Here is a 14,266-nt window from a genome sequence, read left to right as displayed (position 1 = left end):
GTTCCCACGCTCCGCGTGGGAATGCAGCCCGGGACGCTCCGCGTCCCAAGAGCGGACGCGGAGCGTCCGTTGAGGCATTCCCACGCGGAGCGTGGGAACGATCGCCCTTAACTGACTGGAAGACATCTCATGACCAAAAAACTCTTAACCCACCCAGTCAAAGCACTGGCCCTGGCCCTCGGCCTCTTCAGCTCCATCACCTTCGCCGCCGACGCGCCGCTGAAGGTCGGCACCACCGCCGCCTTCGCCATTCCCCTGGAGGCCGCCGTAGAAGAAGCCAACAAACAAGGCCTGAAAGTCGAACTGGTGGAATTCAGCGACTGGATCGCCCCCAACGTGAGCCTCGCCTCGGGCGATATCGATGTGAACTATTTCCAGCACATCCCGTTCCTGGAAAACGCCAAGGCCGCCGCCGGTTTTGACCTGGTGCCGTTCGCCCCCGGCATCATCAACAACGTCGGTCTCTACTCGAAGAAATACAAAAGTTTCGATGCGTTGCCAGAAGGTGCCAGCGTGGCCATCGCCAACGACCCGATCAACAGCGGCCGCGGCCTGCAACTGCTGGCCAAGGCCGGCCTGATCACGCTCAAACCGGGCGTTGGCTACAAGGCGACTGAAGAAGACATCATCGCCAGCCCGAAGAAAATCAAAATCCTCCAGGTCGAAGCCGTGCAACTGGTACGCGCCTATGACGACGCCGATCTGGTCCAGGGTTACCCGGCCTACATTCGCCTGTCGAAAACCTTCGATGCCAGCTCCGCGCTGCTGTTCGACGGTCTCGATCACAAGGAATACGTGATCCAGTTCGTGATCCAGCCGAAAAGTAAAACCGACCCGCGCCTGATCAAATTCGTCGACATCTATCAGCACTCGCCAGCGGTTCGCGCAGCGCTGGATAAGACCCACGGCAAGCTCTATCAAGCCGGTTGGGAAAGCTGAGCATGACGGCCGCCATCCAACGGCGACTGGAGATTCCAGAGCCACCAAGTGCTGAACGTACCGAGTTGCACCCCGAGCTGAACCGCGCCCACGTACGCTTCATCGGCCTGGGCAAAACCTACAACGGCCAGCAAGGTCCGGTGGCGGCTCTGCACGGCATTGACCTGGCGATCCAGCGCGGCGAAGTGTTCGGCATCATCGGGCGCAGCGGTGCCGGCAAGTCGTCGCTGATCCGCACCATCAACCGCCTCGAACAACCGAGCAGCGGGCGAATATTGATCGATCAGGTGGACATCGGCGAGTTCGATGAAGACCGCCTGGTGGCGCTGCGCCGACGGATCGGCATGATCTTCCAGCACTTCAATTTGATGTCGGCCAAGACGGTTTGGCAGAACGTCGAGTTGCCGCTGAAAGTCGCCGGTGTGCCCAAGGAAAAACGCGAGCAGAAGGTCCGTGAATTGCTGGAACTGGTCGGCCTGCAAGGCAAGCACAAGGCTTATCCGGCGCAGCTTTCCGGCGGGCAGAAACAACGTGTCGGCATCGCCCGTGCGTTGGTGCATGACCCGGAAATTCTGCTGTGCGACGAGGCCACTTCAGCCCTTGATCCGGAGACCACCCAATCGATCCTCGGCCTGTTGCGCGAGATCAATCAGCGCCTGGGCCTGACCATCGTGCTGATCACCCACGAGATGGCGGTGATCCGCGATATCTGTGATCGGGTCGTGGTGTTGGAGCACGGGCGAATCGTCGAGCAAGGGCCGGTCTGGGAAGTCTTCGGCAACCCGCAGCATGAGGTCAGCAAGACCTTGCTCGCACCGCTGCAACACGGTTTGCCGGAAGAACTGCAAAGCCGCTTGCGGGCACAGCCACAGTCTTCAGACGCCGCCGTGGTGCTGCGCTTGCAATTCACCGGCAGCACACGTGACGAGCCAGACCTGGCGGCGCTGTTCAGCGCCCTCGGTGGCCGCGTGCGCTTGCTGCAAGGAGGCGTAGAGCGGATTCAGGGCCATGCGCTGGGGCAATTGCTGCTGGCGGTGACCGGTTCGTCCCTCGGTGCCGAGGAATTGCGTCAGCGCGCCGGTCATTGGGCGCAACAGGTAGAGGTGCTGGGTTATGTGGTTTGATCGGTTGCTGCAAGGTTTCATCGACACCTTCCTGATGGTCGGCGTCTCGTCGCTGATCGCGCTGTTGGTGGGCATTCCTTTGGCGGTGATTCTGGTCACCAGCGCCAAGGGCGGGATCTACGAAGCACCGGCACTGAACCGCGCACTGGGCGCGTTCGTGAACCTGTTCCGCTCGATTCCGTTTTTGATTTTGATGGTGGCGTTGATTCCGTTCACCCGCTTGATCGTCGGCACCACCTATGGCGTATGGGCCGCCGTAGTTCCGCTGACCATCGCCGCCACGCCGTTCTTCGCGCGTATCGCCGAAGTCAGCCTGCGGGAAGTCGACCATGGGTTGATTGAAGCGGCGCAGGCGATGGGCTGCCGGCGCTGGCATATCGTCTGGCATGTGCTGCTGCCCGAGGCGCTGCCGGGGATTGTCGGTGGATTCACGATTACGTTGGTGACCATGATCAACTCATCGGCCATGGCCGGGGCGATTGGCGCTGGCGGGTTGGGGGACATTGCTTATCGGTATGGGTATCAGCGGTTTGATAGCCAGATCATGTTGACGGTGATTGTGTTGCTGGTGGTGTTGGTGGCGGTGATTCAGTTGGGTGGGGATCGGTTGGCGCGTGGACTCAACAAGCGCTGATCGAGATAGCAGCCGCGACGCTCACCTTGTAGCAGCTGGCGAAGCCTGCGTTCGGCTGCGAAGCAGTCGTAAATCCTGCTTGCACAGTCTTCCTGAAACACCGCGAACTCTGATTTTACGACTGCTTCGCAGCCGAACGCAGGCTTCGCCAGCTGCTACAGATCGCGTTACGGCTTAACTGACTGGCATTAAGACAATCCCCTCGCCGAAGGGGAAGTTTTCGCACAGGAAAATCAGGGTGCCAGCAGGCCCGATCCCTTTCATTTGCAGGACATTTCCTAGATCATTCCGCTCGCTTGCGCCGACGGAATCTCGTGGCTAGTCTCGGTTCGTCACTGCTCATCAGTGATCGGGTTTAGTAGCCCGGATCAATAGGCGCATAGCGGTTCATGCTCATGTCTGGCACTTTTTGTCGGATGCTGAATATGGTGGCTGTGCGTGGGGCACCTTCGGGTGCACCGGTTTTCCTATTGACCGGCCTACTAACCTGCGTACAGCCGCCACCCCATCGTTTAGTAGGCGAAAAGTGACGGCTCCCATGCAGCAATAGGAGCAACACTCATGGAAAGATCCATCCCCGATCCACCCCCAGAAACATCCTCCAACAAAGCCTTCACCGACGACCTCCTCAAGGACCGTTCCGCGCTTTACCGTGCAATCGATTTCCACCTCACCGGCAAGCAACCTTCGGCCCCGGATGAACTGCGTTTCTACAACGTCAGCAAAGACGTGAGCTTCGAAGACGCCCAGCTCTATGTGGCGGATCTGCTGCGCTGTGCGTCGGCCACGGCTTATCAGTGTGGTGACCACCTCAAAGGCTCCGACAGGGCATTGGTATTTTCCATTTGGCATTTGCTGGAGATCGCCAAGGCGATGGTTGATCGGTCCATCGAATGTCTGGGGATGAAGCAGAGCTGAGTCAAGATCAAAAGATCGCAGCCTTCGGCAGCTCCTACAGAACCGCGCCATGTGCCGCTCCCGTAGGAGCTGCCGCAGGCTGCGATCTTTTAAAGCGTGAAAGCGCTTATAGTCTGTGCTTCTTTCTTTTTTCTGCGCAGCCGACCATGAAACAGACTCCCGCCGACCTGGAGCAGATCACCTCCACCACCCTGGGCCATTACAACGCGGTGGCCGAAGACTTCCGTGAAGGCACTCGCGATCACGATGTCAGCCAGAACATCGATGCCCTGTTGCGGCACATTCAGGGCGAGGCGCCTTTCAGCATTCTCGACTTTGGCTGCGGCCCTGGCCGCGACCTGAAAACCTTCACCCGCATGGGCCACATCGCCGTCGGGCTCGACGGTTCGGAAAAGCTTGCGCAGATGGCCCGGGACGACAGCGGTTGCGAGGTCTGGCAGCAGGACTTCCTGAAACTCGATCTGCCGGCCGAGCGGTTTGACGGGATTTTTGCCAACGCGGTGCTGTTTCATGTGCCGAGCCAGGAATTGCCGCGGGTGTTGAAGCAACTGCGCGAGGCGTTGAAGCCGGGCGGTGTGTTGTTCAGTTCCAATCCGCGCGGTGAGAATCAGGAGGGCTGGAACGGGCCGCGGTATGGGGCGTATTACGATCTTCAGGTGTGGCGGGAAATGCTGACTGAAGCGGGGTTTGTAGAGCTGGAACATTACTACCGGCCGGCGGGGCTGCCACGGGAACAGCAGCCTTGGTTGGCCAGCGTTTGGCGTCGAGTCGACTGATCGTTGATCGTTCCCACGCGGAGCGTGGGAACGATCAGTTACTGCGCTTGTCTCTTCGGCTCCTGAACCTTGTACCAGGCCACATACAGCGCCGGCAAAAACAGCAGCGTCAGCAACGTCGCAATGATGATCCCGCCAATCATCGCGTAGGCCATCGGCCCCCAGAACACTTCCCGGGCAATCGGGATCATCCCCATGCTCGCTGCCGCCGCCGTCAACAAAATCGGGCGGCGTCGATGTTCCGTGGCCTGCACCACCGCGTCCCACGGCGTATAACCGCTCTTCTCGAAAGAATCGATCTGGGTCACCAGAATCACCGAGTTGCGGATGATGATGCCGATCAGCGCCAGAATCCCGAGAATCGCCACGAAGCCCATGGGCGTGCCCGTCGGGATCAGCGCCAGCACCACGCCGATCAAGCCCAGCGGCGCGACGCTGGCCACCAGGAACAGCTTCTGCACGCTGTGCAACTGGATCATCAGGAAGGTCGCCATCAAAAACAGCATCAACGGCACCACCTTGGCAATCGGCCCCTGGGCCTTGCCGCTTTCCTCCACCGTGCCGCCAGTGGCGACTTTGTAGCCCACCGGCAAACCGGCGGCGAACTTGTCGATGTCCGGTTGCAGCTGTTGCACCAGGTCAGTCGGCTGAATCTCATCGCGCACCGCGGCCTTGATGGTAATGGTCGGTTTACGATCACGACGCCACACCAGCGGCTGCTCCAACTCGTAGCGCACCGTGGCAAACGCCAGCAGCGGAATCGACGTGCCGCCGGGGGTGACGATCTGCAAGTTCTGCAAGGTTTCCGGGCTACCGCGCTCGGCATCTTCAGCGCGGCCGACCACGTCGATCAGGTAGATATCGTCATCGACCTGCGTCACCGGCGAGCCGACGACGATGCTGTTCATCAGGTTCGCCACGTCTTCCGACGACAGCCCCAGTTGCCGCGCCTTGTCTTGCGCGATGTCGATGCGCAGCACTTTGCCCGGCTCGTTCCAGTCGTAAATGATCTCGCCGATATGCGGGTTTTTATCCAGTTCAGTAGCCAGGGCGATTGCGTGTTTGCGCACCTGATCGATGTCTTTACCGCTGACCCGGTATTGAATCGGACGCCCCACCGGCGGGCCCATTTCCAGGGCCTGAACGTAACTGCCGATGCCGACGAACTCTTCACGCAGGCGCTTTTGCAAACGAGCAGTCAGCGCCGTGCGGGACTCCAGGCCTTTGCTGACGATCACCAGTTGCGCGTAGTACGGGTTCTGCAATTGCTGGTCGAGAGGCAGGTAGAAACGGATCGCACCCTCGCCGATGTAGGTGCTCCAGCGCACGATGTCCGGGTCGCCCTTGAGCGTCGCTTCGAGCTTGTCCACGGCTTTGCGAGTTTCGGCGATCGAGGCGTTTTGTGGCAGGTTCAGGTCGACGAGGATTTCCGGGCGGTCCGAGGACGGGAAGAACTGGTTCTGCACGAACTGCATGGAGAACACCGAGAGCACGAACAGCGCCACGGTAATGCCGATAGCCCACCAGCGATTGCGCATGGCCCACAGCAGGCCACCATTGAATGCCCGACCGATGCGCCCTGGCTCTGCGTCGTGGGGTTTCACATTGCTGCTCAGAATATGCACACCGAGTACCGGGGCGAACAGCACGGCGACGATCCACGACACCAGCATGGCCACCGCGATCACCGCAAACAGCGTGAAGGTGTACTCACCGGCGGAGCTCGCGTTCAAACCGATCGGCACGAAACCGGCGACGGTGACCAGCGTGCCGGTGAGCATCGGGAACGCCGTCGAGGTGTAGGCGAAGGTCGCCGCCTGTTCTTTGGTTTCGCCCATTTCCAGGCGCGTGACCATCATCTCCACCGTGATCATCGCGTCGTCCACCAGCAGGCCGAGGGCGATGATCAGCGCACCGAGGGAAATCCGCTGCATGGTGATGCCGCTGTATTCCATGAAAAGGAAAACCATGGCCAGCACCAACGGAATCGAACACGCCACCACCAGCCCGGCGCGCACGCCAAGGCTGACGAAGCTGACGATCAGCACGATCACCACGGCCTCGAACAACGCACTGGTGAAGCCGCCGACGGCTTCTTTCACCACTTCGGCCTGATCGGAAACGTTGTGCACGCCAACGCCCACCGGCAGGTCCGCCGTCAGCTCGTTCATGCGCAGGTGCAGCGCCTTGCCGAAGTCCTGAATGTTGCCGCCCTTTTTCATGGCGATTGCCAGGCCGATGGCCGGCTGGCCGTTGAAGCGAAACTCCGGGGTGGCCGGATCGACGTAGCCACGGCTGATGTCGGCAATATCGGCGAGGCGGTAGAAGCGGTCGTTGAGCTTCAGGTTGACGTTGGCCAGGTCTTTCTCAGAAGCAAACTGCCCCGAGGTCCGCACCGAAATCCGCTCTGGGCCGGCCTCGATCACACCCGCCGGGGTCACGGCATTCTGTGATTGCAGGCTCTGCACCACCTGGCGCTGATCGATGCCGAGAGCAGCGAGTTTGCGGGTGGAGAAGTTCAGGTACAGCACTTCATCCTGCTCGCCGATCATCTCGACCTTGCCCAACCCTGGCACTTCACGGATTTCGGCACGCACCTGTTCTACGTAATCGCGCAACTGACGCATCGACAGGCCGTCGGCGGTAAACGCGTACACCGAACCGAATACGTCGCCGAACTCATCGTTGAAACCCGGCCCTTGCAGGCCTTGCGGGAAGTCGCCGCGGATGTCGTTGATCTTCTTGCGCACCTGATACCAGATCTGCGGAATGTCCTTGGCGCTGGTAGTGTCGAGCAGGTTCACGAAGACCGTCGATTCGCCGGGGCGGGTGTAGCTTTTCACGTAATCGAGCGAGTCGAGTTCTTCGAGTTTTTTCTCGATCCGGTCAGTGACCTGCTTGAGGGTTTCTTCCTGGGTCGCGCCGGGCCAGCGGGTCTGGATCACCATGGTTTTGATGGTGAACGACGGGTCTTCTTCGCGCCCCAGGTTCAGGTACGAGAACACGCCCATCAACAGCGCGACGAACATCAAATACCAGACAAACGACTGATGCTTGAGGGCCCATTCGGATAAGTTGAAACTCCCTTTCATCGCGGGCTGTCCTCGTCAATTTTCACTTTCTGCCCCGGTTTGAGGCTGTTCACACCGGCACTGACCACCCGCTCGCCAGACTTCACGCCGTTGGCCAGGACTACCGTGGCATCAGTCCGGCTGATCACGCTGACCTCCCGCGGCGCAACGGTTTGCGTCTGCGGGTCGATGACCCAGATTCGCGTTTTCCCATCGACCTCTTGCAACGCGCTCACCGGCAGTTCGAGGCGAGGCTTGATCGCGGAGCTGAGGGTCACACTGATCGCCGTGCCGAGGTGAAAACCGGGCGGCGTATCGGTCAGGCTCAGGCGGGCGCGACGGGTACGGGTCGCGCTTTGGGCCTGGGGTTCGATTTCGCGCACGATCGCCGTGCTGGTGATGCTCGGGTCCAGTTGCGAGGCGACCTGGAACACCACGTCGGCCGGCAACTGATCGACCAGGGTGTCGGGCAAGTCGATCACCGCTTCCTTGATGTCCGGCTGCGCCAGGGTCACCACCTGTTGGCCGGCCGTTACCACTTGCCCGGCTTCGGCGCTCCACGCGGTGACAATGGCTTTGTGATCAGTGCGCAGTTCGACGTAGTTGAGTTGGTCCTGCGCCTGATTGACCGCGGCCCTGGCTTGATCGAGGGACGCCTGGGTGGTTTTCAGGTCGGTCTGGGCGATATCCAGTTGTGCCTGGGCGCCGACCCCGCGATTGAACAACTCCTGCTGACGCCGGGCATTGGCCTGAGCATTGATAAGCTGCGCCTGGACACGCGCCAGATCCCCTTGAGCCGAGCGCAACTGGTTCTGCTGATCGGTGGGGTCAAGGGTGGCGAGCAACGCGCCCTTCTGCACTTCGGCGCCGACATCGACGTTACGGCTGGCGATACGCCCCGGCACCCGGAACCCGACGTTGCTTTCGTAACGGGCCTGAATGCTGCCAGCGAACCGGCCGAGGTTTTCTTGATTGAGCGCTTGCACCTCAACAGACAACACCGGCCGAACCGGTTCTGGCGGTGCTTCTTCCTTGGAACAGGCGCCCAGCAGCACAGCGGCGAACAACAGCAACAGGCGCTTCATGGTTGGGCTCCTGTCGTTGGTGTCTCGTAGGTATTTTCGACGACCTCCACCCGCACGCCCGGGTGCAGTAACTGACCACCCGCGGTGACGACTTTTTCGCCACCGGTGAGGCCGGTGCTGACAATGACCTTGCCGGTCAGGTAACGGCCAACGGTGACCGAGTGCAACTGCGCCTTGCCCTCGGCGTCCACCAGCCACACGGCCGGGTCGCTGAGGTTTTTGGTCAGGGCCGCCCAGGGCAGTTCCACTGCGGTTTTACCCACTGGCTTGGCCGTGGCGCTCACCACCGACCCGAGTTGCATGCCTTCAGGAAGGCTGTCGAGGCTGACTTTGACTTGCACCGTGCCGGTCTGCGCGGACACCGCCGGCGTGACTTCGCGAACGGTGCCTGTGGTTTTGATTTTCGGGTTGTCGAGCAGGCTGACCACAATCGATCTATCCGACGGTGGCTCCGCCAGCAGCGATTCGTAAACGTTAAACACCGCGTCACGCTCGCCATCCCGGGCCAGGCTGAAAATCGGCACCGTGGCTTGTACCACCTGGCCGACTTCGGCCTGACGCGCGGTAATCACGCCCGGTGCATCGGCAATCAACGCGGTGTAGCTCAGTTGATCGCGGGCGTTGGCCAATTGCGCTTGAGCGGCGGTCAACGCGCTCTGACTGCTGCGCAAGGCGGCTTGGGCGGAGTCGTATTCGCTCTGGCTGGTGTAGCCCTTGGGCAGGAGTTTTTCCTGGCGAACGAAGGCTGCGGCGGTTTGTTTGACCCGCGCCTGTTCGGCCACGACCTGGGCCTGGGCCGAATCGACATTGGTTTGCAGGTCTTTAGGGTCGAGCCTGGCCAGCACTTGTTTGGCTGAAACCCGATCACCGACGTCGACCATGCGCTGGATGATCTTGCCGCCCACGCGAAACGACAACTCGGTCTGGACTCGCGCCTGGACGTCGCCGGTGAGTGTCACCGCGGCGGCGTAATCGGTTGGCTTGACCTCTTGCACGAAGACTCGCGGACGGTCCTTCTCGACCGGTTTTTTTTCGCCACAGGCAGTCAGCAAGGCAAAGAGGCTCAGGCCAACCATTAATTTCAATCCGGGACCCGCCATGCAGACTCCTTTGCGTCGTACGAACGTGCCAGTGACGATACGACTGTGAGCTTAGAACAGGGTTCCACGTCTGCACGAGCGATCCTTATAACTCCATTGATCGCTCCCATGCTCTGCGTGGGAACGATCAATCGCGAACAGGTTAGAGACTCACCCCTGCCACTTCCCACCCTCGACAATCACGCTCTCAGGCCGGGTGTCGTCGCTCAGTTCTTTACGCACGTATTGGTCGTACAGCTTGAGCAGGTACTTCTCCTCGCCCAGCTTCGCCAACTCCGCATTCACCCAATCGCGCAGTTCGATGTTGCCCTTCTTCACCGCCGGGGCGATCGGCGCTTCGGCGCCCAACTTCTGTTCCAGTACACGGTAGCCCGGGTTCTGCTTGGCCCAGCTGAACAGCACCAGATTGTCCTGCGCATAAGCATCGCCGCGACCGTTGGCCAGGGCTTGCAGGGACTCGGAGTTCTTCTCGAACTTCAGCAGTTTCCAGTCCGGATGGTTCTTGGTTAGCCAGACATCCGCCGTGGTGCCCGTCGTCACGATGGTGGTGCGGGTCGCCAGGTCATCAAGGTTCTTCACCGAACTGGCCTGCGGCACCAGCGCCTGCACCGCCACCTTGAGGTTCGGGTTGGTGAAATCCACTGCTTCCTTGCGCTCCGGGGTAACGGTCATGTTTGCCAGGATCAGGTCGACCTTGTCGCTTTGCAGGAACGGAATCCGGCTCGCCGGCTCCACCGCCACGAACTCGACTTTGTTTTCATCGCCCAACAGATCCTTGGCGAATTGGCGACCAATGTCGGTATCGAACCCCACATAGCGTCCGGCTTCATCGACAAAACCGAACGGCGGTTTGTCGGTGAACACGCCGACAATCAGCTTGTCCCGGGCTTTGATTTTTTCCAGATAACCGGCCGGTGCAGTGCTGACGCTGGCGACTTTCGGCTTGGCCGGTTCTTCGGTTTTGTTGCAGCCGGCCAGCAGCGCCAGGCCGAACAGCGGGAGTAGCAGCAGAGAAGACTTGGCAGTTTTCATGGCAGTTCCAATTCCTTTATTTGGGTCGTTTTAGGTAAAGCGGCGACGAAGGAGAACTTCTCCAGGAACTGCTGCGCTCGTGCGGTTTGCGGGTTCGTAAAGAAAATCTCGGGAGGGTGTTGCTCAAGGATGCGCCCGGCGTCCATGAACACAATGCGGTCGGCCACCGCGCGGGCGAAGGCCATTTCGTGGGTGACAATCAATAAGGTCATGCCCTCGCGGGCCAGGCCCTGAATCACTTCGAGTACCTCCTTGACCATCTCCGGGTCGAGGGCGGCGGTGACTTCGTCAAAGAGCATGACTTTGGGATTCATGCACAGCGAACGGACGATGGCGATGCGTTGCTGCTGACCACCGGAGAGCTGACGCGGGAACGCGTCGCGCTTGTCCAACAGGCCTACGCGCTCCAGCAAGGCTTCGGCCTGGGCACGGGCTTCGCGGCGGTCGCGCTTCTGCACTTTCACCGGGCCAAGCAGCACGTTATCGAGCACGCTCATGTGCGGAAACAGGTGATAACTCTGGAATACCATGCCGATCTGCTGACGCACTTCACGCCAGTCGGTGCCCTTGTCCAGCAGCTCGCGCCCGGCAAAATTCAAGCTGCCGCCGTGGGCGACTTCCAGGCCGTTGAGGCAGCGCAGCAAGGTGCTTTTGCCACAGCCGCTGGGGCCGAGGATGACGATCACTTCGCCCGGTTGCACCTTCAGGTCGATGCCGTTGAGCACCTGCTGCTCACCGAAAAACTTGTTGAAACCCTTGAACTCGATCAATGCGCTCATGCTTGCGTCCAGCGCCGCTCCAGCACGCGGGAAGCGGCCGACAGCGGGTAGCAGATGAAAAAGAAAAACAGAAACAGCGCGCCATAGATCAATACCGATTCGTAGGTGCGCTCGATGATCTGCTGGCCGACCTTGATCACGTCCACCACGCCGATCAGCACCGCCAGAGAGCTGGTCTTGATGATCCGCGTGTAGACGTTGATGGTTGGGGGCGTCATGCGCTTCAGCGCCTGGGGCAGCAGCACGTAGCCGTAGAGTTGCGGGCCGTTCAAGCCAATCGACAACCCCGCCTCACGCTGCCCACGGGGCAATGAATGTAAGGCGCCGCGCACCACCTCGCCGACTTCGCTGGCACCCCACAGCGACAACACCAGCACCGCGCACCAGAAGCTCGGAATGCTCAAGCCGAAGAAAATCGGCAGGCCGAAGAACAGCAAATACAGCCAGACCAGCACCGGGATCGCCCGGAACAATTCCAGATAGACCCGCAAAATGATGTTCAGCCACTTCGAATTCAGCGTGCGCAACACGCCGTAGAGCACGCCGCCAACGGTGCTGAAGGCGATGCCCAGGAAAGAAATCGACAAGGTTTGCGCAGCGCCCTTGCCCAGTTGCGGCAACGACACCATGAGCAACTCAAGACCCGAACTGGCCATGCTGGAGCCTCCTTTCCAGACGGCTGAGCAGCAGCGACAACGGCAAAAACAGCAACACGCAGATCAGCGTCAGCACGGCGAGCATTTCGTAGGTTTTGTAATAGAGCGCGATGTAACTCTTGGTGGTGTAGAGAATCTCCGGCACCGCCACCGCCGAGACCACGGTGGTCTCCTTGAGCAGGAAAATGAAATTGGCGAACAACGATGGCAGGCTGAGAATGCCGGCCTGCGGCAAGATCACGTAGCGCAGCAATTGCCCGTGGGACAAGCCGATTGAACGACCGGACTCAAGTTGCGCCTGGGGCACCGCATCTACACCGGCACGCAGCACTTCGGTGAGGTAAGCGCCGCCGAGAAAGGTCATGGTGATGATCGCCGCGGCGAAGCCCGAGACTTTGATGCCCAGGGCCGGCAAGGCGAAGTAGACGAAAAACAACTGGATCAGCAATGGCGTGTTGCGCGCTAACTCCACATACAGCCCGACCAGGCGCTGCAGGTAAGGCGTGCGAAACACCAGAATCGTCGCGTTGATCAGCGCCACCAGCAATGAAGTGCCGATGGCGATGAAGCCGACCTGCAGCGTCACGCCAACGGCTTTGAGAAACGCCGGCAGAGTGCTGAGGATAAATGCGTAATCGAAGGTCATTGAACATCCTGTACGCCGCTCGATAAGCGACGATGGCGCAGTCCATGGGCAGTGGATAACCACCCGGCAGGCACCGACTTTAATGGTATAAAAAGAGGAATTTAAATACCGTTAAAGCATATTGATATCACGCAAAAAACTATCCTGCGGATTTGCGACGGCAGCGGAAGACGGCTATTTTCCTTTGCGCTGTAGGAAGGATCTTTTTTTCAAGATCCCCCTCCAAGGACATGCAGCTTTTGGCCAGACTCCCCCGGCCGAACCATCACAAGGAAGAGAACATGGCTAACGTAAACGTGCCACAGCGGCTGGATCCGCAGGACATCGTGAAATTGCTGGTGGCGTTGCGCAGGGCGTTGAAGGCGCGGGTGGCCTGAAATCTTAAAGCAAAAGATCGCAGCCTCGTTTCACTCGACAGCTCCTACAGGGGATACGCATTTCAATGTAGGAGCTGTCGAGTGAAACGAGGCTGCGATCTTTTGATCTTGGCGTAATAAAAAACGCCGACGCTGTACTAGCCGTCGGCGTTTGAAACCTTGAAGGGGTTCGAGACGGCGGTGAATCAGAACGCCGGCAGTACCGCGCCGCTGTATTTCTTGTCGATGAATGCTTTCACTTCCGGGCTGGTCAGGGCCTTGGCCAGTTTCTGGATAGCAACGCTGTCCTTGTTATCTGGACGCGCCACCAGGAAGTTCACGTAAGGCGAATCCGCACCTTCGATCACCAGCGCGTCTTTAGCCGGGTTCAGACCCGCGTCCAGCGCGTAGTTGGTGTTGATCATGTCCAGGTCGACCTGGTCCAGAACACGCGGCAGCATGGCCGATTCCAGTTCCTTGAACTTGAAATTGTGCGGGTTCTTGGCGATGTCTTTCGGGGTGGCCAAAGCGTTTTTCGGGTCTTTCAACTCGATCAGGCCAGCCTTCTGCAGCAGGATCAGGGCACGGCCGCTGTTGCTGCCTTCGTTCGGGATGGCGATGGTTGCGCCGTCCTTCAGCTCAGCCAGGGTTTTGACTTTCTTCGAGTAGCCGCCGAACGGTTCGACGTGCACACCGATCACGGTCACCAGATTAGTGCCTTTGCCTTCGTTGAAGCTTTTCAGGTACGGCAGGGTCTGGAAGTAGTTGGCGTCCAGACGCTTCTGGTCGACCTGCACGTTCGGCTGAACGTAGTCGGTGAAGACTTTGATCTCCAGGTCCACGCCTTCTTTGGCGAGGGTTGGCTTGATCAGTTCCAGAATCTCGGCGTGTGGAATCGGGGTCGCCGCCACCACCAGTTTCTCGCCAGCCTGGGCCAGGCCCGCAGTCAGGGCAGCCGCCAATGCGGTGAACAACAGAACCTTTTTCATGCAGTGTCCTTATCGAAAATCACGGTCGTCATCGACGACGGCTAAATGTTTAGGTGCCAGTGAAGTGCTATCGCTGGCGTGACGCGGACAATACCGGGATTTTTTATTCCCGAACAATATCTTTTATTCACTTTCATATTCCATTTTTTTCATACAACTGC

13 protein-coding genes are annotated in these 14,266 nt (G+C 59.6%); 5 read left to right on the top strand and 8 right to left on the bottom strand.

Going from position 1 to position 14,266, the window contains the following annotated elements; genetic code table 11:
• The first annotated feature begins 129 nt into the window (after positions 1 to 129).
• From PMI21_RS04465 to PMI21_RS04485, 5 genes are all read left to right on the top strand, one after another.
• Complete coding sequence (locus PMI21_RS04465) at positions 130 to 939, top strand: MetQ/NlpA family ABC transporter substrate-binding protein (RefSeq protein WP_007941064.1); 810 nt, start codon at positions 130 to 132, stop codon at positions 937 to 939.
• Between the two features lie 2 nt (positions 940 to 941).
• Positions 942 to 2,063 carry a methionine ABC transporter ATP-binding protein gene (locus PMI21_RS04470; RefSeq protein WP_007941062.1) on the top strand — a complete coding sequence of 374 codons (1,122 nt, stop codon included), beginning with the start codon at positions 942 to 944 and terminating at the stop codon, positions 2,061 to 2,063.
• The gene (locus PMI21_RS04475) at positions 2,053 to 2,697 is read left to right on the top strand and encodes a methionine ABC transporter permease (protein WP_007941060.1); all 645 of its coding nucleotides are present in this window, start codon (positions 2,053 to 2,055) and stop codon (positions 2,695 to 2,697) included. Before PMI21_RS04470 ends, PMI21_RS04475 begins: the two co-directional genes overlap by 11 nt.
• Positions 2,698 to 3,258: 561 nt before the next feature.
• Positions 3,259 to 3,615: a DUF6124 family protein gene (locus tag PMI21_RS04480; protein WP_007941058.1), complete on the top strand. Its 357-nt coding sequence runs from the start codon at positions 3,259 to 3,261 to the stop codon at positions 3,613 to 3,615.
• Between the two features lie 146 nt (positions 3,616 to 3,761).
• Positions 3,762 to 4,391, top strand: coding sequence for a class I SAM-dependent methyltransferase (locus tag PMI21_RS04485; protein WP_007941057.1), 630 nt, complete (start codon positions 3,762 to 3,764; stop codon positions 4,389 to 4,391).
• Positions 4,392 to 4,429: 38 nt separating this feature from the next.
• On the opposite strand, the gene PMI21_RS04490 is transcribed toward PMI21_RS04485, so the two are convergent.
• The 8 genes from PMI21_RS04490 to PMI21_RS04525 form a co-directional block, all read right to left on the bottom strand.
• Entirely contained in the window at positions 4,430 to 7,483 is a 3,054-nt protein-coding gene (locus PMI21_RS04490) for an efflux RND transporter permease subunit (RefSeq protein WP_007941056.1), read from the bottom strand.
• Positions 7,480 to 8,547, bottom strand: a complete 1,068-nt coding sequence (locus PMI21_RS04495) for an efflux RND transporter periplasmic adaptor subunit (protein WP_007941054.1) — start codon at positions 8,545 to 8,547, stop codon at positions 7,480 to 7,482. Before PMI21_RS04495 ends, PMI21_RS04490 begins: the two co-directional genes overlap by 4 nt.
• Positions 8,544 to 9,647: an efflux RND transporter periplasmic adaptor subunit gene (locus PMI21_RS04500; RefSeq protein ID WP_007941053.1), complete on the bottom strand. Its 1,104-nt coding sequence runs from the start codon at positions 9,645 to 9,647 to the stop codon at positions 8,544 to 8,546. Before PMI21_RS04500 ends, PMI21_RS04495 begins: the two co-directional genes overlap by 4 nt.
• A gap of 150 nt (positions 9,648 to 9,797) precedes the next feature.
• Entirely contained in the window at positions 9,798 to 10,679 is an 882-nt protein-coding gene (locus tag PMI21_RS04505) for a transporter substrate-binding domain-containing protein (RefSeq protein WP_007941052.1), read from the bottom strand.
• Positions 10,676 to 11,458 (bottom strand): amino acid ABC transporter ATP-binding protein, encoded by a 783-nt coding sequence (locus PMI21_RS04510; protein WP_007941051.1) that lies wholly within the window; start codon positions 11,456 to 11,458, stop codon positions 10,676 to 10,678. Before PMI21_RS04510 ends, PMI21_RS04505 begins: the two co-directional genes overlap by 4 nt.
• Positions 11,455 to 12,114 (bottom strand): amino acid ABC transporter permease, encoded by a 660-nt coding sequence (locus PMI21_RS04515; RefSeq protein ID WP_007941050.1) that lies wholly within the window; start codon positions 12,112 to 12,114, stop codon positions 11,455 to 11,457. Before PMI21_RS04515 ends, PMI21_RS04510 begins: the two co-directional genes overlap by 4 nt.
• Positions 12,095 to 12,760, bottom strand: a complete 666-nt coding sequence (locus PMI21_RS04520; RefSeq protein WP_007941049.1) for an amino acid ABC transporter permease — start codon at positions 12,758 to 12,760, stop codon at positions 12,095 to 12,097. Before PMI21_RS04520 ends, PMI21_RS04515 begins: the two co-directional genes overlap by 20 nt.
• 562 nt (positions 12,761 to 13,322) lie before the next feature.
• Positions 13,323 to 14,105: a MetQ/NlpA family ABC transporter substrate-binding protein gene (locus tag PMI21_RS04525; RefSeq protein WP_007941045.1), complete on the bottom strand. Its 783-nt coding sequence runs from the start codon at positions 14,103 to 14,105 to the stop codon at positions 13,323 to 13,325.
• Positions 14,106 to 14,266: the final 161 nt, after the last annotated feature.

The organism is Pseudomonas sp. GM18, assembly GCF_000282195.1.
Taxonomy (GTDB): domain Bacteria; phylum Pseudomonadota; class Gammaproteobacteria; order Pseudomonadales; family Pseudomonadaceae; genus Aquipseudomonas.
The sequence above is the reverse complement of the archived record's forward strand: the minus strand, read 5'-3'. Positions and strand labels throughout refer to the sequence as shown.